Annotated in this window: 21 protein-coding genes; 9 read left to right on the top strand and 12 right to left on the bottom strand. The window is 40.6% G+C overall.

Going from position 1 to position 22,030, the window contains the following annotated elements; all coding sequences use genetic code 11:
* Positions 1-66: 66 nt before the first annotated feature.
* The 4 genes from KX728_RS07065 to KX728_RS07050 all read right to left on the bottom strand — a co-directional run bounded on the left by KX728_RS07065 (position 67) and on the right by KX728_RS07050 (position 4,039).
* Positions 67-1,260, bottom strand: coding sequence for a ferredoxin reductase family protein (locus KX728_RS07065; protein WP_215804419.1), 1,194 nt, complete (start codon positions 1,258-1,260; stop codon positions 67-69).
* A 162-nt stretch (positions 1,261-1,422) separates the two neighbouring features.
* Positions 1,423-2,496 carry a DUF2974 domain-containing protein gene (locus KX728_RS07060; protein WP_215804420.1) on the bottom strand — a complete coding sequence of 358 codons (1,074 nt, stop codon included), beginning with the start codon at positions 2,494-2,496 and terminating at the stop codon, positions 1,423-1,425.
* 111 nt (positions 2,497-2,607) lie between these two features.
* Positions 2,608-3,384 carry a ferredoxin reductase domain-containing protein gene (locus tag KX728_RS07055; RefSeq protein WP_038804854.1) on the bottom strand — a complete coding sequence of 259 codons (777 nt, stop codon included), beginning with the start codon at positions 3,382-3,384 and terminating at the stop codon, positions 2,608-2,610.
* A gap of 85 nt (positions 3,385-3,469) precedes the next feature.
* The gene (locus tag KX728_RS07050) at positions 3,470-4,039 is read right to left on the bottom strand and encodes a TetR/AcrR family transcriptional regulator (protein WP_215804952.1); all 570 of its coding nucleotides are present in this window, start codon (positions 4,037-4,039) and stop codon (positions 3,470-3,472) included.
* A 325-nt stretch (positions 4,040-4,364) separates the two neighbouring features.
* Between KX728_RS07050 and KX728_RS07045 the strand changes: the two genes are divergently transcribed.
* The 3 genes from KX728_RS07045 to KX728_RS07035 all read left to right on the top strand — a co-directional run bounded on the left by KX728_RS07045 (position 4,365) and on the right by KX728_RS07035 (position 7,368).
* Positions 4,365-5,042 (top strand): response regulator transcription factor, encoded by a 678-nt coding sequence (locus KX728_RS07045; protein ID WP_000548982.1) that lies wholly within the window; start codon positions 4,365-4,367, stop codon positions 5,040-5,042.
* Complete coding sequence (locus KX728_RS07040) at positions 5,035-6,009, top strand: sensor histidine kinase (protein WP_215804421.1); 975 nt, start codon at positions 5,035-5,037, stop codon at positions 6,007-6,009. Before KX728_RS07045 ends, KX728_RS07040 begins: the two co-directional genes overlap by 8 nt.
* A 309-nt stretch (positions 6,010-6,318) precedes the next feature.
* Complete coding sequence (locus tag KX728_RS07035) at positions 6,319-7,368, top strand: DUF389 domain-containing protein (protein ID WP_215804422.1); 1,050 nt, start codon at positions 6,319-6,321, stop codon at positions 7,366-7,368.
* Positions 7,369-7,580: 212 nt separating this feature from the next.
* Here the strand turns inward: KX728_RS07035 and thrS are convergent, their stop codons facing one another.
* From thrS to KX728_RS07025, 3 genes are all read right to left on the bottom strand, one after another.
* Positions 7,581-9,524 (bottom strand): threonine--tRNA ligase, encoded by a 1,944-nt coding sequence (gene thrS / locus KX728_RS07030; protein WP_215804423.1) that lies wholly within the window; start codon positions 9,522-9,524, stop codon positions 7,581-7,583.
* Between the two features lie 87 nt (positions 9,525-9,611).
* The gene (locus tag KX728_RS09380; RefSeq protein WP_223335650.1) at positions 9,612-9,983 is read right to left on the bottom strand and encodes a hypothetical protein; all 372 of its coding nucleotides are present in this window, start codon (positions 9,981-9,983) and stop codon (positions 9,612-9,614) included.
* A 324-nt stretch (positions 9,984-10,307) separates the two neighbouring features.
* Positions 10,308-10,682 (bottom strand): hypothetical protein, encoded by a 375-nt coding sequence (locus tag KX728_RS07025; protein WP_215804424.1) that lies wholly within the window; start codon positions 10,680-10,682, stop codon positions 10,308-10,310.
* A gap of 207 nt (positions 10,683-10,889) precedes the next feature.
* On the opposite strand from KX728_RS07025, the gene KX728_RS07020 reads away from it, so the two are divergent.
* The 4 genes from KX728_RS07020 to KX728_RS07005 all read left to right on the top strand — a co-directional run bounded on the left by KX728_RS07020 (position 10,890) and on the right by KX728_RS07005 (position 14,536).
* Positions 10,890-11,741, top strand: coding sequence for a metallophosphoesterase family protein (locus KX728_RS07020; protein ID WP_215804425.1), 852 nt, complete (start codon positions 10,890-10,892; stop codon positions 11,739-11,741).
* 160 nt (positions 11,742-11,901) lie between these two features.
* Positions 11,902-12,843, top strand: a complete 942-nt coding sequence (locus tag KX728_RS07015; RefSeq protein WP_215804426.1) for a hypothetical protein — start codon at positions 11,902-11,904, stop codon at positions 12,841-12,843.
* 165 nt (positions 12,844-13,008) lie between these two features.
* A complete protein-coding gene (locus KX728_RS07010; protein WP_001167392.1) occupies positions 13,009-13,446 on the top strand; it encodes an Rrf2 family transcriptional regulator in 438 nt (145 codons plus the stop codon).
* A gap of 67 nt (positions 13,447-13,513) precedes the next feature.
* On the top strand, positions 13,514-14,536 hold the full coding sequence (locus tag KX728_RS07005; protein WP_215804427.1) for a YdcF family protein: 1,023 nt from the start codon (positions 13,514-13,516) through the stop codon (positions 14,534-14,536).
* Between the two features lie 288 nt (positions 14,537-14,824).
* Here the strand turns inward: KX728_RS07005 and KX728_RS07000 are convergent, their stop codons facing one another.
* The 5 genes from KX728_RS07000 to KX728_RS06980 form a co-directional block, all read right to left on the bottom strand.
* Positions 14,825-15,607 (bottom strand): DUF4037 domain-containing protein, encoded by a 783-nt coding sequence (locus KX728_RS07000; RefSeq protein ID WP_215804428.1) that lies wholly within the window; start codon positions 15,605-15,607, stop codon positions 14,825-14,827.
* Between the two features lie 130 nt (positions 15,608-15,737).
* On the bottom strand, positions 15,738-16,397 hold the full coding sequence (locus tag KX728_RS06995) for an amino acid ABC transporter permease (protein WP_215804429.1): 660 nt from the start codon (positions 16,395-16,397) through the stop codon (positions 15,738-15,740).
* 9 nt (positions 16,398-16,406) lie between these two features.
* Positions 16,407-17,084 carry an amino acid ABC transporter permease gene (locus KX728_RS06990; protein ID WP_042768514.1) on the bottom strand — a complete coding sequence of 226 codons (678 nt, stop codon included), beginning with the start codon at positions 17,082-17,084 and terminating at the stop codon, positions 16,407-16,409.
* A 12-nt stretch (positions 17,085-17,096) separates the two neighbouring features.
* Positions 17,097-17,891, bottom strand: coding sequence for a transporter substrate-binding domain-containing protein (locus tag KX728_RS06985; RefSeq protein WP_215804430.1), 795 nt, complete (start codon positions 17,889-17,891; stop codon positions 17,097-17,099).
* A 10-nt stretch (positions 17,892-17,901) separates the two neighbouring features.
* Positions 17,902-18,660: an amino acid ABC transporter ATP-binding protein gene (locus KX728_RS06980; protein ID WP_215804431.1), complete on the bottom strand. Its 759-nt coding sequence runs from the start codon at positions 18,658-18,660 to the stop codon at positions 17,902-17,904.
* A 177-nt stretch (positions 18,661-18,837) separates the two neighbouring features.
* On the opposite strand from KX728_RS06980, the gene recJ reads away from it, so the two are divergent.
* Positions 18,838-21,054: a single-stranded-DNA-specific exonuclease RecJ gene (gene recJ, locus KX728_RS06975; protein WP_219108689.1), complete on the top strand. Its 2,217-nt coding sequence runs from the start codon at positions 18,838-18,840 to the stop codon at positions 21,052-21,054.
* A gap of 286 nt (positions 21,055-21,340) precedes the next feature.
* Complete coding sequence (locus tag KX728_RS06970) at positions 21,341-21,988, top strand: COG3942 and LysM peptidoglycan-binding domain-containing protein (RefSeq protein ID WP_215804432.1); 648 nt, start codon at positions 21,341-21,343, stop codon at positions 21,986-21,988.
* Positions 21,989-22,030 lie beyond the last annotated feature (42 nt).

Genomic DNA, 22,030 nt, shown 5'->3' with positions numbered 1-22,030 from the left:
TATAGCACAGAAGAGGGAAATAAAGTGAAAAGAAAGTCCCTCTTTTGTGTTAGAGGGACAATGATCTTATTTAAACTTGAAATCTTCGTAAATGAGTTTTGCTTTGGGATTCTTTTTCTTGATTTGCTTGGCAAGGGTCTTCATCATAGGAAGAGGTCCACACATATAGACTGTAGTCTGGTCAGGGATTTCTTCTTGATCCAAAGTCAGGTATCCTTTTTCATTGCTATCGACCAGCTGCAGGTCAAAGTTAGCATTTTGACGGGCGTAGTCTCGAAGTAGATCTAAGTAGACAGCATTTTCCTCTCCACGGAAACTATAGTAGAAGCGGACGTTCCTGTCTAGGATAGGGTGTTCTCGGATATAAGAGATGAAAGGTGTCATTCCAATTCCACCTGCAATCCAGATTTGCTGCTTTGGACCATGTTCCATAGTCATATGTCCATAGGCGCGATCAACTGCAACCTTGCTACCAACTTGAAGATTGTCATAGATATTCTTGGTGTGGTCACCAGAGTTTTTTATCGTAAAATAAAGAGTTCGTCCTTGTCCTCCTGAGATGGAGAAAGGGTGTGGAGCAGTCTCAAAACCTTTTTGGAAAATTTTTAGAAAGGCAAATTGTCCATATTCGTAGGTGAAAGGATGACTAAGTTCGATTTCAATTTCAGTTGTATCGTGATTGACGCGTTTGATTCCTACGATTTTTCCAAGATAGGTGAAACCGACCTTTTGATAAAGGAAAATAATATAAAAACCTGCAAGCAAGCCTAAAAGAGCATAGATTCCAAAGATAAGACCTAGGAAACTAAAGGAGAGGAGACGATTTCCCATGATCATCAAAACATGAAAAAGGCCAAAGATATAGGCTAGATAAACCAATCGATGAATCCATCTCCATGCTTCATACTGGATATATTGTCCCAGATAGGCAACCAGAACGATGCTGATAAAGATATAGATAGCGATATTTCCAAACTGGGCGGCTAAATGCGAACCCCAGAGACCGCCCATGCTAAAGTTGTGTAGGGTTAGTAGGAGAATGGATAGAAAAGCAGTGAATTTATGAGCTAGATACATCTTTTCAAGTCCGTTAAACCAAGCTTCAAGCAAGGGTAAACGGCTAGCTAGTATAAAAGTAAGTGAGAGGGTAGTGAGAGCTAAACCAGGGATTAGAAACTGACTAGCGCCTGAACTGAGCCAAGCTAGAATAGTCAGAAGCATACTAAGTCCGATAAATAAAATACCTTTTAATGATTTCATGGTAGAAGTCCTTTCATGGATTATCTTACGTTAGATGTAATAATATTTGTTACATTTTAACAAAAAATGAGTCTGTCGTCAAGGTTTGTGATTTAGGCTAACTTTTCTGACCCTTTTTTCTAAAAAAGCCAAGGAATCGGGTGATTCATTGACTTTCTTATTTTAACGATTTTTCCAAGCTTGGTAGCGGGTGTCGATCAAGAGTTGGGTTAGTCGTCCCATGGTTTCTCTTTCTTCGGGAGTGAGGGATTGAGCTTGGACAAAGAGATGGTGAACGTGTTCAATAACCTTGAAGGAAGAGAGGTCGTTGATAGAGGAGATGCCTGCATCGAGAATGATTCCAAAAAAGAGGTCAAAGTAGAGCTGCAGTTCAGTATCAGGGACCGTCTCAACCCATTCCTTGAAGGTGGTATCGACTTGCTGGCTGTCACTATTGGTCTCGTCTAGTTGGACAAAGTGTTTGTCTTCAACCTGCCAACTAAAAGTGTCGTGCTGGGCAAGACCACCCAAGGCAGTGCTTCGAACGATGATTTTTTTATCCGGAATTTCCAGCATCATCCCGATGATAGACCCTTGCGGGATAAACACTTTCGTTCTTTCCATCATGTTTTGATAGCCAGGTGTTTCGGTTAGTTCCTTGTGAAGCCCAGGGGCATCAAAAGTATAGACAGCTACAATGTTTTTTTGTAAGAGTGGATCGAGTTGACTGGCAGCATAGACAGCTAGATTTCCCCCTTTTGAGTGTCCTGCTAGGATAACCTTTTGGTTAGGATGTTTGGCAAAAAAGTTCTCTAAATACTGGAGGGCATGTTTTTGAGCTGGGATTTCCTTCATATAGGTCATATGGAAATCTTCTTTCCAGCCGATGATACTATCATCCGTCCCACGAAAAACAAGCAAATAGGTATCGAGACTGATACGATAAGTCATAGCCGCAAACTGTTTTTGCAATTCAGGATCAATATCGTTGATAAAGTCTGAGAGCTTGCAATTTTTAAAGCGTTTGTGTTGAGCGAGCTGATCTAACAATTGGAGACGGTTCTTATTGGTCAGCATCGTCGTGTCTCTAGGGATTTGAGGTGCAAGATCTATGAGACGCTTTGGTTCTTGGGTGACTACATCATCGAAAGCAAGATAGGTTAATTCAGTCAAGGCAAGAACATCTAACTCATTCATGGGGAGATCATAAAAGGAATCGTATGCTACATCATTCAGGTAGTCAAAAATATTAGCCATAAAAGCTCCTTTCTCTATGTTTATCCTATCACATTTACCTAGAATTAGCTAGTAGACTTGTTCGAATGACCTAGTAGGGTTTGATTGAAATATATAGAAGATAGATTGCTCCTATTTCAAACCTCTAAACGAGCTTACTTGTATGTTATTGCTATCAATCCCATTTTCCTTTAAAAAATTCGTCATTTCTTTAACATCATCAGGCTGACCTGTGATGAGATAGCTGGCTTGATTGCCGTATTCATCAATAGCACGTTTTACAAATTCTTGACTTTGAGAAAAATCATCGCTAGTTTTATAAGTAAAATTCGGTGTTTTTTGAGCCAGTTCTTTCATCTCATTATCGAAAATAGTAACTCCTTTGTCAAAATGGTTGAGAATAATCGGACATTTACCAGCCCATTCTTTGATAAGGGGGCGTAGAGTAGAAATACCAACATCAGATGCAAAGCAAACTAGTGGCTGATTCGTATCTTTAATGGTTAAAGAGGAATCCAACCAACTCATCTCAATCTTACTGCCAGACGGTAAATGTGTCAAGGTGTTCTTAAAGTGGCTACCACTATGATGAGTTAAAATGAGGATTTCATCTTCATCAGGTGTGGAGGCAATGGTTAGCCATCGACTGGTTTGCTCTCCCTTAGCTTCATATTTACTAGCAGTAGACGAGGTATCAGGGAGTGTAAACTTAGCATAAGCCCCAGCTTTCCAGATTTGATGACTCGGTTTTGTGATATGAATTAAATATAGATCTCCGCTGGGGTTTTCGATGGATTTTATCGATAATGTCTGGCTTCGTCCAAGATAAGCGATGGCACCCCAAGTTATAATACATAGCGCTCCAAGTGTTGATAGAATGATAATAAACATTTTTTTACCTCTTTTCATTTTTTATGACTCCTGTTCTTAAATTTATGAATGAACTTAAAAATAATTCATTCATATCTTTTCAAAAAATAAAGAAATCCATTCTTTATTTTAGAACTCCTTTAATGAAGTTGGTTGCAAGTATTTCAACAGTTTTGCCAATATCTGGAAAATCTTTTTCCGTGATATGCATATCCATATAGTAAAAAAGATTATAAACCTGTAAAATATCTTGAATCTTTTCTGGCGAGTACCCTTCAGCCTGCATGCGATTTGTAAAAGTTTTAACTAGAAACTGATGAAAAGGATTTGCGACTTTGCCTTCTTCCGAGGAATAGTAGCTGTGCAACTCATCTGCGATGGCAGGATTGTACCATTCTGCAAGGATTTTATTGGAAGAAACGAGAGTTCTGGACTGAGCAAATAGTTGACCAATGAGGTCGATCATGTCAATTTCCCAATCCAGTTCTTCGATCATAGCTTGGCGAACACGGTTGTTTTCATCTATATAGATGTCTAGAAAAATGGCTTCTTTACTCTCGTAATAGTTATAAAAAGAACCAACTGCAACACCAGCTTGCCTAGCAATTTCTGAAATACTTGTTGCCTTGTAACCTTTTTTCGAAAAAACTTCATAGGCTGCTGTCTTTAAAGATTGTTTTTTGTCCAATAGGATTTAACCTCCTTTATTTTATGAATGAATGAATAGAATTTTTTGTTCATTCATATTCTAACAAATCATGGCTAGCTTGTCAATAAGAAGGCTAGATCTATTAAATAAGTTAAAGAAACGCTAACTAAATGAGCACAAAAAGGAAAATATAGGATAAGGCTGGAACTATAATTAAAAATAAGGTATGATATCAGTGGGAATGTTCTCTATTTAGCATCTGTTTTCTTATCTGGATTTGGGAAATAGGCTTCTAAACAGTATGAGATACTGATCCGTAAATCTGATATGAAGGGTTTTGATACTTTGAGAAATAACAAAGGAGGAGCGCATGCACAAGATTTTACTAGTAGAAGATGACCAAGTTATTCGGCAACAAGTGGGGAAACTGCTCTCTGAGTGGGGCTTTGAGGTCGTTTTGGTAGAAGATTTTATGGAAGTATTGAGCCTTTTTGTCCAGTCAGAACCTCATTTGGTCCTCATGGATATTGGCCTGCCACTCTTTAATGGTTACCACTGGTGCCAGGAAATTCGTAAGATTTCCAAGGTACCTATCATGTTTCTGTCTTCGAGAGATCAGGCTATGGATATCGTCATGGCAATCAATATGGGAGCGGATGACTTTGTAACTAAGCCTTTTGACCAGCAGGTCCTCCTTGCTAAGGTTCAGGGCTTGTTGCGCCGTTCCTATGAGTTTGGGCGGGATGAAAGTTTGCTAGAGTATGCAGGTGTAATCCTCAATACCAAGTCTATGGACCTGCACTATCAGGGGGAGGTCCTGAGTTTGACCAAGAATGAATTTCAAATTTTGCGAGTGCTGTTTGAACATGCTGGCAATATCGTGGCGCGTGATGACTTGATGCGGGAACTCTGGAATAGCGACTTTTTCATCGATGACAATACCTTGTCTGTCAATGTTGCTCGCTTGCGTAAAAAGTTGGAGGAGCAAGGTTTAGTAGGCTTTATCGAAACCAAGAAAGGGATAGGATACGGACTGAAACATGCTTGATTGGAAATCATTTTGTCTAGCCTATCTGCGTTCTCGCAGTCGTGTTTTTACCTATATTTTTTCATTAGGCTTTCTCGTCCTTCTCTTTCAGTTTTTATTTGCTAGTCTAGGAACTTATTTTCTTTATTTCTTTCTGCTCAGTAGTTTTTTGACCTTCTTATTTTTGGCTTGGGATATTTTTGCAGAAGCTCAGGTTTACCGGCAGGAAGTACTCTATGCTGAGCGAGACCCCAAGTCTCCTCTAGAATGTGCGCTAGCAGAAAAGCTCGAAGAGCGTGAATCTGAATTGTATCAAAAGAAGTCTGAGGCTCAGAGCAAGCTGACGGATTTGCTGGATTACTACACCTTGTGGGTTCATCAGATCAAGACCCCCATTGCGGCTAGTCGACTTTTAGTGGCAGAAGTCTCTGATCGGGAGGTCAAGCAGCAACTGGAACAGGAAATCTTTAAGATTGACTCCTATACCAACCTGGTGTTGCAGTACCTGCGTTTAGAGAGCTTCCATGATGACTTGGTATTTGAAAAGGTTCAAGTGGAGGATTTGGTGAAGGAAGTGGTTCGCAAGTATGCCCTTTTCTTTATCCAAAAAGGACTGACGCTCAATCTCCATGACCTTGACAAAATCATCGTGACTGATAAGAAATGGCTGTTGGTCGTCATTGAACAAATCCTTTCAAACAGTCTCAAATACACCAAGGAAGGTGGGCTAGAGATTTATATGGAAGGTCAGGAGCTCTGTATCAAGGATACGGGAATCGGGATTAAAAACAGCGATGTGCTCCGAGTCTTTGAACGTGGCTTTTCAGGCTACAATGGGCGTTTGACCCAGCAGTCATCTGGACTTGGACTTTATCTATCTAAGAAAATTTCTGAAGAACTGGGTCACCAGATTCGCATCGAGTCTGAGGTTGGAAAAGGAACGACGGTGCGAATTAAGTTTGCGGAAGTGAACCTACTTATTGAGTAAAAAGAAATGCTAAGAACTTGGAAGAAATCTTTCAAGCTCTTCTTTAGATTTCTATGTAGTGAGAAAATAGGATAGAACAAAGAAAAAGGTAACTGGAATTTTTCCCGTTCACTATCTTTTAAATTGATTGAGTTCTTCAGAGAAAGGTTGTAAAATTTTTGATATAATATCAAGGATAGACTGACGGATGCTTAAAGGATAATTTTCAAAAACATAACAGGTGAGAAGAAAAATATGTAAGATTGGACAGAAGTCCCTCTACCATCATCCATGCAGAAACAAGAGTATATGAAATAAAAGGAGTAACCAATGTCCAGAAACTATTCAACACGTGAATTCCGCGAGAAACTATATGATGACCTTCATGTTCGATTAAGAGATACAGTGATTTTGATGTGTGCGATTTTTATTGCCTCTATAGGTCTAAATATGAATTCAACAGCGGTCATTATTGGAGCCATGCTGATTTCCCCTCTTATGACACCGATTGTTGGACTGGGTTTTGGTTTATCTATTTTTGATACCCGTTTAATCAAACAATCTCTAGGGGTTTTATTTACTCAAGTATTGGTCAGCTTGCTTGTCTCGGCTCTGTATTTCTGGATTTCTCCCTTATCTTATGAAAGTAGCGAATTGATTGCACGAACCTCTCCAACCATTTGGGATGTTCTCATAGCTATTGCTGGTGGGATAGCAGGTGTAATTGGGTCAAGGAAAAAAGAAGCAAACAATATTGTTCCAGGAGTAGCTATTGCAACAGCTCTGATGCCACCTATCTGTACTGCAGGTTATGGTTTAGCTAATGGAAATGTACGATTTTTATTTGGGGCTCTCTATCTTTTCTTGATCAACTGTGTCTTCATCATGTTAACAAACATTGTTGGAACAAGAATTTTGATGAGGAAATCTCCCTTAAGTTCATTTAAAGAGCTAAACATTAAAATGAGAATTGGCTTGATATCCTTGATTGTATTATTGATTCTTCCAGCTAGTTATTCAGCAGTCACTCTGACGATAGATCAAGCGCGAAAAGAAGGAATCAAACAGTTTGTAGGAAAAGAGTTCGCCAATCACACGGTCATTAATCAAGTCTACAAGTCAAGGGACAATGAATTAGTCTTGACGGTTGTTGGAGATCCGATTTCAGAAGAAGAATTAGAAAGGATCCACCAAAAACAAGCCTCTTACGGTATTCAATCTGTTCAATTAAAAGTCAATCAAGTCCATAATTCGATAAAATTAGATAGTGAGATGACCAAGGAATTTTATGAAAACATTAACAAGTATATCGATCAAAAACTCTCTGAAAAAGATTCACAAAAAGATCTCGTAAAAGAAAATGAAGCAGACAAGGATTGAGGATATTGAACTTTTCTAACTCGAGGAAGCAAATCTTGGGAGGATATCCTATATCCAACAGTTAGTGGATAGAAAGGATTGTTGATGAGGCTGCCATTTGTGATGGTTTGACCAATCACGACTAGCTCAGGTTAAATAAAATATAAAAAAGCAACAACTATTTCAGTTGTTGCTTTTTCTTACTGAAAAATGTTTCTCAGACAGTGATCGTTTTATTTTTCCACACGTGATTTGTTAGCAATGTCAGCAAGGATAGCTTGAACAAAGTCATCAACTGAGACAGTTTGTGTTTCTTTTTGGCCATAGCGCCGAACGTTGACTGTTCCGTCTTCCATTTCCTTATCACCAACAATCAATTGGTAAGGAATTTTGCTAGTTTGTGAAGCACGAATCTTGAACTGCATTTTTTCATTGCGTTCATCTACGTCTGCACGGACACCATGGTCACGGAGTTTCTTAGCCACTTCCCATGCGTAGTCTACGTGTTTTTCGTTAGAAACGGGGATGAGAGTTACTTGGTGTGGGGCAAGCCATGTTGGGAAAGCTCCCTTGTAGTTCTCAATCAAGATAGCTGTGAAGCGTTCCATAGTTGAGATAACCCCACGGTGGATCATAACTGGACGGTGTTCTTCACCATCAGCTCCGATATATTTGAGGTCGAAGCGTTCTGGAAGCAAGAAGTCAAGCTGGATAGTCGAAAGGGTTTCTTCTTTTCCGAGAGCAGTCTTAACTTGGATATCCAATTTTGGTCCGTAGAAGGCTGCCTCACCTTCAGCTTCAAAGTAGTCCACTCCCATTTCATCAAGGGCTGCACGAAGCATGGTTTGGGCATTTTCCCACATCTCATCGTTGTCAAAGTACTTGTGAGTATCTTGAGGGTCACGAAGAGAGAGACGGAAGCGGTATTCAGTCAAGTTGAAGTCTTCATAAACATCGATAATCAACTGAAGGGCACGTTGGAATTCTTCTTGGATTTGTTCTGGAGTGACAAAGAGGTGACCGTCGTTGAGTGACATTTCACGCACACGTTGAAGACCAGTGAGGGCACCAGATTTCTCGTAGCGGTGCATCATACCGATTTCAGCGATACGGATTGGCAATTCACGGTAAGAGTGAACATGGTGTTTAAAGACTTGGATGTGGTGTGGGCAGTTCATTGGACGAAGGACAAATTCTTCCCCGTCACCCATGTCCATGGTTGGGAACATGTCTTCTTGGTAATGATCCCAGTGACCAGAAGTCTTGTAAAGCTCCACAGAAGCAAGTGGTGGAGTGTAAACGTGTTGGTAGCCAGAAGCCAACTCTTTGTCGACGATGTAGCGTTCCAATTCACGACGGATCGTCGCACCGTTTGGCAACCAGAATGGAAGTCCTTGTCCAACTTCTTGTGAAATCATGAAGAGGTCAAGTTCTTTACCAAGTTTACGGTGGTCACGTTCTTTAGCTTCTTCACGCATTTGAAGGTAGTTTTTCAAGTCTTTCTTGTCAAACCAAGCTGTACCGTAGATCCGTTGCATCATCGCGTTGTCGCTATTTCCACGCCAGTAAGCACCAGCTACATGGAGAAGGTGGAAGATTTGGATGCGGCCTGTTGACGGAACGTGTGGGCCACGGCAAAGGTCTACATATTCACCCTGACGGTAGATAGTCAAACCGCCTTCGTCCTCAGAGTGTTCTTCAATCAATTCCAACTTGTAAGGGTCGTTTTTAAAGATTTCACGTGCCTCGTCTTTCGTCACTTCTTCACGGATTGATGGGAAGTTTTCTTTAACGATTTTTTTCATTTCTTCTTCGATACGAGGCAGGTCTTCGTTAGAGATTTGACCAGCAGTATTGTCGGTATCGTAGTAGAAGCCATCTTCAATAGCCGGACCAACTCCCAAGTGAATATCAGGGAAAAGGCGACGAGCTGATTGGGCAAACAAGTGAGCAGCTGAGTGACGCAAGATTGGAAGGGCATCTTCGTGATCAGGTGTCACGATTTCAATGCTTCCATCTTCAGTGATAACACGAGTCGTGTCAATGAGTTTGCCGTTGAATTTACCAGCCAAGGCTTTTTTAGCTAGGGAATTGCTGATAGATTGGGCAATTTCAAAAGTAGTAACGCCAGATTCGAATTCACGAACAGCGCCATCTGGGAAAGTAATCTTAATCATGGTTTTCTCCTTAAAAATTTATCATATTTAAAAACTGAGGTTGAAGAAGTAGAGAATTCGTTATCTACAAAGAATGAAAACAATTGATTATCTAAGCAAATGATGGTTTAACTTTCTCATTCTAAGGATAAAGAAAGCTGTTGAAACGAATAGATAGCATACCAAAGAAAGGATTAGAGAAAGATATTGTTCATCAGTCATCTCGCCTCTCATGTATATCCTTAGCGGATAGTTTCTTATAGCATTGATCAAATAGATAGCAGCTGTCAAACTTAAAAGATATCCTGTTATAATGAGTTTCTTGTTGTTAAAAAACATTAAGATACCAAGAAAGGGAGCAAGGAATGGTAAGAGAGGAATGAGTAGAAAAAATGAAAAGACGACAATGTTTTCCGTCCCCCATAGACTGAGAGTTTTCATTAGCCAGACATAGACTATAAGGAAGGTACAGGGAATCACCCAAGACAATGATTTATTCATATCAACCTCCATCTTCTTTTCTTAGCTATGTTTCATTTTACCTGGCAATATCTCTATTCTCCAAACAAAAAACGACATCCTAAAAGGACGTCGCAACGTGGTTCCACCTTCATTCATGTTCCTCAAAAAAGAGGGACACCTCAGATTGGCTTTAACGTAGCCACCGTTTTATGTTTTCATAAAAGTCAGTAGAGTAGTATCAGTTTAGACTTTCTATGCGTTTCCAGCAACCACGCACTCTCTAGTAGAAAGGGACTAAGTGACTTGTCTCTATGCATTATTATAGCATGATTGCGAGAATTTTCAAGGTTTTTGTATAATTTTTTTGTTTTTCTCTCTTTGGAAGAGATGCTTGATACCCACACCAGAAACCAACCCAAGTAGGGCAAAGAGTTCATAGGCTAGGAAGTAAAGCAGGATGAACTCGCCAAAGGTGATGATGGTAAAGCAAAAGACCAGACCGATACCGAGTAGCCACCAAAGTGAGAAATGAAATCGATAGCTATAAAGTAGCGATACGATAAAGGTTACCAGAGGTGAAAAGAGGATGATGTTGTAAATGTACAGTCCCTTCAGTGTATATGGGTCAGAGATGAGTAGAGAGAGGAGTTCATAGAGTGGCCAGTAAAAAAAGAAAATAACAAGGTAGTATGGGATATACTTAAGATAATTCCGCATGGCAATAGTCCTCCAATCTGCAAAAAATTGAGAGATATTTGAGAGATATTGTAGACCACATAATCCTAAATGAAGGGGAAATCTCTACTTATATTATAGCACGATTTAGAAGCTCTTACAATTTAATCCAGTGATCGGTGATAGTGATCTTTTCGAGTGTTTTCTGTTATAATACTAACAAAAGAAGTAAGAGAGTAAGGAGAAAGAATGACCAAAATAGCGGTTCTTTCAGACATACATGGAAATACGACAGCTTTGGAAGCTGTACTGGCTGATGCTAAGAAGGTAGAGGTAGACCAATACTGGCTTTTAGGGGATATTCTGATGCCAGGAACAGGACGTAGAAGGATCTTGGATCTCTTAGCAAGTTTGCCTATCACTGTAAGAGTGCTGGGAAATTGGGAGAATAGTCTCTGGCGAGGTCTGCATCGCAAGTTAGATCCTACAAAAGCGAGCCATCGTTATCTCCTGCGCCTAAGTCAGTACATCTTAGAGGAGGTCAGCCCTAAAGAAATCGAAGACCTCAATAATCAACCTATGCAAGTTCATCGTCAGTTTGGTGATTTGATGGTGGGAATCACTCACCATCTCCCTGATAAAAACTGGGGAAGAGAATTGATCCATACGGGAAAACAAGAAGATTTTGATAGATTGGTGACGAATCCACACGCCTCCATCGCAGTATATGGCCATATCCACCAACAGTTGCTTCGTTACGGAAGTGACGGACAGTTGATTCTTAATCCAGGATCCATTGGGCAACCTTTCTTTCTAGATGCGAAGTTGCGTAAGGACCTGCGGGCTCAGTATATGATCTTAGAGTTTGATGAAACTGGTTTGGCTGATATTGATTTTCGTCGAGTGGATTATGATGTAGAAGCTGAATTGCAGTTGGCTAAGGATTTGAAGCTCCCCTATTTCCAAATCTACTATGAAAGTTTGGTAAATGGGATTCACCATACTCATAACCACGAATTGTTAGGTCAAATCAGTGAACAAGAAGGCTATGATCAGGATGTTGAACTCTGGATGGAAAGAGAAAAGAAAGATTGGTTTTAAGAGGACTTCTAGCTAGAAATAAGATAGTCTAGTGACTGCTGTTTTGCGATAAGTCGAACTGGATACGAATTGACGGCTTCTCAAATTTATGTTAGAATAACGGAATAAAACTAATTTGAATCTCATACTAATTGATATTCAAAATAAGAGGAGACAAATAATGAAACCAGAAGAGTTACACGCAATTGCCTCGGAGTTGGGCTTGCAATTTGACGAAGATTCGCGTAGTATTTATGGCACGCAGTCAGGCTATTTACTTTTCCTGCAAGAAACTGACGTGAAAAATCAGTTTCGACTTTGTGTCAGTGTGAGTTTGAATGGCAATCCTGCGGATTCAGAAGAAAACGAAATGATTTGGGATGAGTTTAAGAGTGAATCTCTTCCAAACTTGTCGACCTTGTCTATCAACCAGTACCTTGTTTCTTTTGTTGTAAAAGGTGCCATGCGCAAATCAAAAACAATTGAGAAGTTACAGACGCTCATAACAGATCTCGTTGCCTTCCTTGAAACCCATCATTTCGTCCAAGTGTGTGCCTACAGTGGTCAGGAGGGTCCTGTTGGTCTCTATCAATTAGGTGATTCAATTTTCCTTATCAATGAGGAAAGTTATCAATTGCTGAAGAGCAATCTTCAGATTGAGGTGGATTCTTATCAAAATCAAAAGGAAAATGTTCTTCTTGGAGCAGTTGGTGCGTTGCTTGGAGCCTTGATTGGTGGAGCAGTTGCTCTATTTATCGCTCGTCTAGGTTATGTAGCTATGGTAGCGGGTATTGTTCTGGGGATTTGTACCATTAAAGGATATGAAATACTTGGAAGAAAGGTATCTCGAAAGGGGATTGTAATTTCCTCTATTTGGATGGTGATTACTGTCTTTCTAGTGAATCAAATTGATTTGGCGATGGAAGTCGTTGCCAAACTAGGGGTTGAGTTTGCCTTTGCTTTCCGAGTGGTGAATCAATTAATCTTTAGCGGTGATTTCCCAGATAACTATTTTTATAATCTAGCTATGTTAGCTGTGTTTACCTTAGTTGGTGCTGGGGTGTCTATCAGCTCGGTTTGGTCAAGTCATAAAACAAAAGGGATTGTCCGTAAAATTGCATAAAAAAATAAGTCTTTGTATGTCCTCCGCTGTTCTGGTTGCCAAGAGGGATACAGGACTTTTTGCATGGAAAAGGTAATCAGTCGATAATATTTGACAGGAAAATCAAAAAAGGTATAATGTTTATACGGGAAAAGATGAATAAAATATCAATGAAAGGAGAAGAAGATGCAAATTTCAAGCCGATTTACAATTGCGACTCATATGATGATTATTATTGCAATGCAGGATACAGAAAGTAAAGTAACCAGCGATTTTCTTGCGGCAAGTGTCGGAGTCAATCCAGTTATTATCCGTAAGACTTTATCGCAACTCAAAAAAGCTGGATTGATTTCAGTTGCTCGTGGTACGGGAGGAACTGAGATTATAAAAGACCTTCAGGATATCAGTTTGTTGGATGTCTACCAAGCTGTAGAGTGTTTAGGAAAGTCTGGTAAGCTCTTTAGTTTCCATGACAATCCAAATCCTAATTGCCCAATTGGTGCTAATATCCATGCAGTCTTGGACCAAAAGTTGTTCGATGTTCAAGCAGCTATGGAGAATCAACTTCGTCAGACAAGTCTGGCTCAGGTTGTAGCAGATGCTCAGAATAAACTCTCTAAGTAAGAGGACTAAGGTTCTCTTTTTCTATTGCTATAATTATGGTACAATGTAGTCATCAAAGGAGGAGACTATGTACTTTATCACAGGATTTTTTGTCCTACTTTTTCTCGTTTCGTTTTTAAGGGACAATCGCAGTCTCTGGAATCCAGCTCTCTTGCTTTTGTCTCTGCTCTTTTCTTATATGTCCATTGCCAATCTTTTTTACGAAGCTGGGCAGAAAGAAGTGCACATGGTTTTCTTTGCAGGGATTTTTCTCCTGCTGCCTCTTTTAGTTTTTCTAAGTGGTTTTTTCCTTATTTATAATGGATTTGTGTTATTAAAAAAAGAAGGAAAATCCAAGGCAAATTATTTGTCTCTAGGATTAGGTTGCGTGATTCTATTCTTTTTTGTAATCATGGCGATTCGAGTGGGCGATACCAATGGCTTGTTCTACACCAATCATCTAGTGAATATATTCTTTTTCTTTTTGATTTATTCGTATTTAATTTTTGGTTTTGCCTTTGCAGGATTTTTGCTTTATTCTATCCTGTATCTTTTTATTCCTAAGAAAAAATATTATGATTTTATCATCATTCACGGAGCAGGCTTATTGAATGGAGAAAAAGTGACTCCCTTACTGAAGAGTCGCATTGATAAGGCAGTAGAAGCTTATCACCAGTCTCTCAATCCCAATGTTAAAATCATCGCTAGTGGTGGTCGAGGAGGGGATGAGAAGATTTCCGAGGCTCAGGCAATTTGTAACTATTTGTTGGAAGAGACGGATGTTCCGAGAGAAGCAATTCTCCTAGAGGAAGACTCAACGACAACCTATGAGAATCTTCTCTTCTCAAAAGAAATGGGAGAGAGGCTGATGACCAGTCCACGTTTTCTCTTTGTAACCAATGATTATCATGTTTTTCGTACTAGTACCTATGCTCGCCGTATTGGTATGAAGGGGGATGGCCTTGGTTGTCGTACAGCCGCCTACTATATTCCATCGGCCTTTATCAGAGAATATATTGCTCTATGTGTTAAGATGAGATGGCTTTTTATCGCCTTCTATATTTTATTAATTTTAGCTCTGATTTTCTCCTATAGAGGTGTTCTATGGTAATATGTAAAATTCATATTGTAATTCTTGTTAGAATCTCTAAAAAATCTTGTAGTAACCCTAAGGGAAAAATTGTCACTAGTAATGAAAGAGCAGGGTAAGTGATTGTGAGTGCGGTTTTTGGAACGGCTTCATGATTGCTCGTCAATCAATTGAACAATTTCTAACCTAGTTGCAGATTTTCAGAGAGAGAGTCAAAAATAGGCAACTGAATATGAGTAGATTAGAATTTTACAGTCAACGACAAATAAAAATGTGAACAGCAACAGAGGTTCACATTTTCTTTTTGGTCTATGGCAAAATGGCTTTTAGTTCCTTCAGGATAGTTTGCAAGGTTACGATCGCTTGTTCTCCTTGTTGTGGTTGATAGAGTAGTTGGAAATACTTGCGAATAGTTTCTTCAAATTGCTTAGGGAGGAGAGTACAATTGGTCTTTGCGTACTCCAACATTCGTTTTTCCCCAGGATGGGTTTGCTCATTGAGCGCAAATAACAAGTCAAAATAGGAAGCAAAAAATTCACTTGTACGATGATTCATACTGAGAAAATCTTGGCGTTTGATAGCTTTTTCTATTTGGTGAGAGAAGGCAGGCATGGCTTGTTCTAGCAAAAGGAGTTGCCTTTCAATGATATGCTTTTTGAGTTCCTGTGGATAGGGAATCTGGTAGGCTCTTTGGAGCGAAGCATAGTTTCCATTCGGATCGTATAGAATCTTGCTGTGGAGTAGATTATGCCACATGCAAGTTGTATAAGCATTTTGAGCTTTGTGTTGAAAAACGGTTGAGTTCAATTCTTGTTCAAACGACTCCAGCGAACGATAAATCAACTCGATTTGGATACCGTTGTTTAGTACACAGTCGTCCTCTAATTCCCAAAACTGGTTTCCAATTTCCATATAGGAGCAATAGTTGCTAAGAATGATTTGACGAGTCGCCTCATCAATAGAAGAGTTGAGATAGATATAAACATCATAGTCAGAATTTTGATCGTAGGCTTGTCCTGCACGAGAACCACCAAGAGCAATTGCTTCTACTTGTTTCAGTTGAGAGAATTCTTTGCAAAGTTCGTGGATCATGATTTTTCTCCTTGCTTTATGGTTTTAAAGTCATTTTACCAAAAAGTAAAACGTTTGCATAGTATTGAGATACTCTTTTTCATTTATAGCAAAAAATGTGAACCCTTGTTTTGAGTTCACATTTCTTTTTTTATTCTGCGGCTTGTTGCCAACGTTTTGCCAGCTTATGAGACAAGCTAGAAATAGCAAAGTTAAAGATAAAGTAAATCAAGGCAATCAGGATATAAAGACTGAAGACCTGCTCTGGTTCGAAATAACGTCCCATGAGGATTTGACTGGCGCCAAAGAGTTCTTGTAGAGCGATAACAGAATAGAGCAGACTGGTATCCTTAATCACGGTCACAAACTGAGAAATGATAGCTGGCAGCATTTTACGGATTGCTTGTGGGAGAATGATGTGGTAGAGGATTTGGGCAGAAGTGAATCCTTGTGACATTCCTGCTTCGTACTGCCCCTTGTCTACGGCATTGAGGCCACCTCGGATAATCTCAGCCAAGGCTGCTGATGTAAAGAGGGTGAAGGCGGTAATGCCAGCTGGCGTCGACTTCATCTTGAACACCAAAAAAATGGTGAAAATCCAGAGAAGGTTGGGAACGTTACGTACAAACTCGATATAAATGCTGGAGATGATCCGTAAGACAGGATTTTTCCCATTTCTCATGACGGCTAGTACTGTTCCGATAAGGGTCGAGAGGACGATAGCAATTAGAGAAATGTAGAGGGTCAAGCCAAATCCTTTAAAGATAAAGACTAGGTTATCTGGGGTCAAAACTTCTAAAATAGATTCCATAGTAACCTCCTAAAGTGAATAGGCTTTTTTGTTGGCTTGCTCCATCTTGCGACCAAACTGGGCAACAGGGAAGCATAGAGCAAAGTAGAGAAGAGCAGCGCCTAAAAAGGCTGGGATATAGTTTCCGTTGAGGGCCGACCAAGATTTGGTCACAAACATCAAGTCTACTCCAGAGATGATAGCTACGGTAGAGGTGTTCTTGATGAGGTTGACGATTTGGTTGGTCAAAGGTGGGAGAATGATACGGAAGGCTTGAGGCAAGATAATCAAGCGCATGGCACTGATATAGGTGAAACCTTGCGACAAGGCGGCCTCCATCTGACCGCTAGGAATAGACTGAATCCCTGAACGAATAACCTCCGCAATATAGGCACCGTGATAGAGTCCCACACAAAGTACAGCAGTCCAATAAATTGGAATCATGATGGTGTGATCACTGATAAGAGGCAAACCATAAAAGACGATGACAAACTGCACCAAGAGGGGAGTATTTTGGTAAAATTCGACAAAGATACGAGCCAAAACACGCAAGAATGGGCGTTTGCTGGTTGACATGGCCCCAAAGAAGATGCCCAAAACCATGGCGAGGATAAAGGAACCAACCGCTAGGGCAAGGGTGAAGAGGAAACCATTGAAAAATTGTCCAAAATCCTGAAAATAGGCTGTCCAAGATGATAAATCTGTCATGGGGTGTCCTCCTTAATCTGCGGTATGGCTAGATGGTTTGAGCTTGTAACGGTCATAAAGTTTCTGCAAACTACCATCCTTGGTCCATTTAGTGACCAAGCTATCAAGATAATCGTTGAGCTCGGTGTTTGATTTCTTGGTGACGATACCGTAGTCAGATGGCTTAAAACTATCATCTAGTAGTTCTGTCCGTTTACTAATGTAGCCAGACAGGATAGAGCGGTCCACGGAAAAGGCATCAATACGGTGAGCGTGAAGGGAAGTAATCAATTCTGGGTAGGAACCAAGTTCAACGAATTTAAAGGTTAGACCTTTCTTTTTGCCCAGTTCAGTGATCAAGCGCTGGGTGATGGATCCTTGGGCAACCCCAATGGTTTTACCGTTTAGGTCCTCAATGCTTTTGATGTTGGCGGATTTATTGACCAAAAAGCCGGAAGCATCCGTATAGTAGGGACTGGTGAAATTGTACAATTTTTTACGTTCATCTGTGATGGTGAAGGTTGCGATATCCATGTCGACCTGTTCGTTGTCTAGTAGTGGTCCACGAGTTTGTGCGGTAACAGGAACGTAGCGAATCTTGACTTTGAGTTCGTCTGCAATCATCTTGGCTAAGTCGGTTTCGATACCAGAATAATTCCCTGTCTTGGGATCCTTGTAGCCAAAATTGGGAACGTCTTGTTTAACGCCGACAACTAGTTCGCCTCTTTTTTGAATGTCTGCGACGCTAGTATCGGCTTGCACTGGTTTGGCAGCAGAAAGACCGAAAAGGCTAATCAATAATGCTGATAAAAAGAATTTCTTTTTCATAGGCGCCTCCTTATTTGACTTTGTCACTTTCGTGGTTGATAATTTTGCTGAGGAATTGTTGGGCACGAGGTTCGCTTGGATTGTCGAAAAAGTCATCGACATCTATCGTATCTACTAAAACCTCTCCGTCGGCCATAAAGATAATGCGGTCCGCAACCTCTCGAGCAAAGCCCATTTCGTGGGTAACGATGATCATGTTCATCCCGTCATGTGCCAGTTTTTGCATAACTGCTAGAACATCACCGATAGTCTCAGGATCAAGAGCAGATGTTGGCTCATCAAAGAGGAGGAGTTCGGGATGCATAGCGAGTCCGCGTGCAATGGCAATCCGTTGCTTTTGTCCACCAGATAGCATGGCTGGATAGGAATCTTTCTTGTCCCACATATTTACAAATTCCAGATATTTTTGGGCTGTTTTTTCAGCTTCTTTTTTATCAATTCCTAGAACCTTTATGGGCGCTAGTGTAACATTTTCTAACACTGTTTTGTGTGGATAAAGGTTAAAATGTTGAAAAACCATGCCAACTTCCTTACGAAGAGGAACTAAATCTTTCTGACTAGCACCTGCGACTTGGTGTCCATTGACCAGGAGACTTCCTTTGTCAATAGCCTCTAAACCATTGATCGTACGGATAAGAGTGGACTTCCCAGAACCAGAAGGTCCAAGCAGGACAACAACTTGTCCTTTTTCAAAACGGAGATTGATGTCGCGGAGTGCGTGATAGTCTCCATAATATTTTTCGACGTTTTTAAATTCTACTAAAGCCATGAGAGATCTCCTTTGTGTTAGATTTTATAACATGATTCTACACCAAAAGAATGTTCTTGTCAAATCATATCTGAAAAAAATTCACTAAAATGTTATAAAAAAGCAATCTGGATAGAGAAAATGCCTAAATCATGTTATAATGAAACGATAGAATTCTTAGAAAGAGCGGATGTCTTTTTGATAACACCTACTTATGAATGGCAGTTTGCCCCGCAGGTTGAAGATGCGGATTTTACAAAGATAGCCAAGAAGGCTGGACTGGGTCCTGAGGTGGCTCGCTTATTATTTGAAAGAGGGATTCAGGATGAAGAAAGTCTAAAGAAGTTTTTAGAACCTTCTTTAGAGGATTTACATGACCCCTATCTGCTCCATGATATGGACAAGGCAGTGGAACGGATTCGTCAGGCCATTGAGGAAGGGGAGAATATTCTCATCTATGGAGACTACGATGTGGATGGTATGACTTCAGCTTCGATTGTGAAGGAAAGTTTGGAACAGCTTGGTGCTGAGTGCCGTGTTTACCTACCCAATCGTTTTACCGATGGCTATGGTCCCAATGCCAGTGTTTATAAATACTTTATCGAGCAAGAGGGTATTTCCTTGATTGTGACAGTGGATAATGGGGTTGCGGGTCACGAAGCCATTGAATTGGCCCAGTCTATGGGAGTGGATGTCATTGTGACCGACCACCATTCCATGCCTGAAACCCTTCCTGATGCCTATGCGATTGTTCACCCTGAGCATCCAGATGCAGATTATCCCTTCAAATATTTGGCCGGATGCGGAGTGGCTTTCAAGCTGGCTTGCGCTCTTTTAGAAGAAGTGCAAGTTGAGTTGCTCGATTTGGTAGCTATCGGTACCATTGCAGATATGGTGAGCTTGACGGATGAAAACCGTATCATGGTTCAATATGGTCTGGAAATGTTGGGACATACCCAGCGCATTGGACTACAAGAAATGCTGGACATGGCAGGGATTGCTGCGAATGAAGTAACAGAAGAAACAGTTGGTTTTCAGATTGCCCCTCGTTTAAATGCCTTGGGGCGATTGGATGATCCCAATCCTGCCATTGATTTGCTGACTGGGTTTGACGATGAGGAAGCACATGAGATTGCCCTCATGATTCACCAGAAAAACGAAGAGCGCAAGGAAATCGTTCAGTCAATCTATGAAGAAGCTAAGACCATGGTGGATCCTGAGAAGAAGGTCCAGGTTTTGGCCAAGGAAGGCTGGAATCCTGGCGTTCTGGGTATCGTGGCTGGGCGCTTGCTAGAGGAATTGGGGCAGACAGTCATCGTTCTTAATATAGAAGATGGTCGTGCCAAGGGTAGCGCTCGTAGTGTGGAAGCAGTCGATATTTTTGAAGCTCTGGATCCCCATCGAGACCTCTTTATCGCCTTTGGCGGCCATGCTGGTGCAGCTGGAATGACGCTGGAAGTTGAGAAACTTTCAGATTTATCTCAAGTCTTGGAAGACTATGTCCGTGAAAAAGTTGCAGATGCTAGTGGTAAGAACAAGTTAAATCTAGATGAAGAGTTGGATTTGGAGACTCTTAGCTTGGAAACGGTTAAAAGCTTTGAACGCTTGGCACCCTTTGGGATGGATAATCAGAAACCTGTCTTTTATATCAAGGATTTTCATGTCGAAAGTGCTCGTACCATGGGAGCAGGCAATGCCCACCTCAAACTAAAAATTTTCAAGGGAGAGGCGAGTTTTGAAGTGGTGGCCTTTGGACAAGGTAGATGGGCAACAGAATTTTCTCAAACCAAGAATCTAGAATTAGCAGTCACCTTGTCTGTCAACCAATGGAATGGGCAAACTGCCCTCCAGTTGATGATGGTAGATGCGCGTGTGGAAGGTGTTCAACTCTTTAACATTCGTGGGAAAAATGCAGTCTTGCCAGAAGGGGTTCCAGTCTTGGATTTCTCTGGAGAGGTGCCAGATCTAGCGAATAGTGATGCTGTGGTTGTGAAAACCATTCCTGAAGATATTACCTTGCTGAAGACAATTTTTCAAGAACAGCACTTCTCTGCGGTCTATTTCAAAAATGACATTGACAAGGCCTACTATCTGACAGGTTATGGGACTAGAGAGCAGTTTGCAAAATTGTACAAGACTATTTACCAGTTCCCAGAGTTTGATATTCGTTATAAGCTCAAGGATTTAGCGGCTTATCTCAATATCCAACAAATCTTGCTGGTCAAGATGATCCAAGTCTTTGAAGAGCTGGGATTTGTGACGATCAAAGATGGTGTCATGACAGTCAATAAAGAAGCGCCGAAAAGGGAAATTGCTGAAAGTCAGATTTACCAAAATCTCAAACAGACCGTTAAAGACCAAGAAATGATGGCGCTGGGTACCGTGCAAGAAATGTATGATTTTTTAATGGAGTAATAGATAGAAAGGAACTGAGATGACCTATCTCGGTCTCTTTTTGACGGATAAATGCTTGGTGTGGAAGTGGTTGAGAAGACGGTCTTTTGAGTGGTTTACTGATGTAAAGATTGGGGAAAACGATTCATTTTTTATTAGCTTCTATCACTTTATACGATGTCTGCTTTTAAACCTTATGTAGTAAAAGTATAAATTTTTGTAACATGACTAAAATATAACTCTAAACGAACTGACATGTAAATCAAGTATGATTTTCTTATCAAGAAAATATAAGGGGAATCTAGTTATGAAAAAAGCAGTTACGAAACTGACTCTTGGTTTGACTTCTACCGCTATTTTAGCTACAGTTGGGGCTCAAACTGTTCATGCCAACTCTTACGTTGTCCAAGATGGTGATTCATTTTATGCCATTGCAACTGCAAACGGAATGGATCCGCATGAGTTGGCAGCTTTGAATGGAAAAACCATCTTTGACACTATCCACCCAGGCGATGTATTGGAAGTGAGTGGTTCCGCTCAGCCTAGCTCTACCTACAGTGCTCCAGCTAGCACTGCGAATGTGGTATCAGATACAGAAGATGTTGTTGAAAAGACTCCGACAAACTATGGAAACTCTTATCCTGTTGGTCAGTGTACATGGGGTGTGAAAGAATTGGCGCCTTGGGCTAGCAACTGGTGGGGAAATGCCAACACGTGGGCAATCTACGCGAGAGCTCAAGGCTATAAGACAGGAAGTGTTCCAGTAGTAGGAGCAATCGCCGTTTGGGACGGTGGTGAATATGGACACGTTGCTTATGTAACAGATGTTCAAAGTGAAAACTCTATCCAGGTATTGGAAGCAAACTACAGACGTCAAAAGCAGATTGCAAATTACCGTGGCTTCTTTAATCCTCATGAATTTTTAGGTAACGTCACTTATATCTATCCAAACTAAAGATGATAAAAAGATTTAGAATTTCTAAGTCTTTTTTCTTTT

Origin of the sequence: Streptococcus oralis, from assembly GCF_019334565.1 — a bacterium.
Classification (GTDB): domain Bacteria; phylum Bacillota; class Bacilli; order Lactobacillales; family Streptococcaceae; genus Streptococcus; species Streptococcus oralis_CR.
The sequence above is the reverse complement of the archived record's forward strand: the minus strand, read 5'-3'. Positions and strand labels throughout refer to the sequence as shown.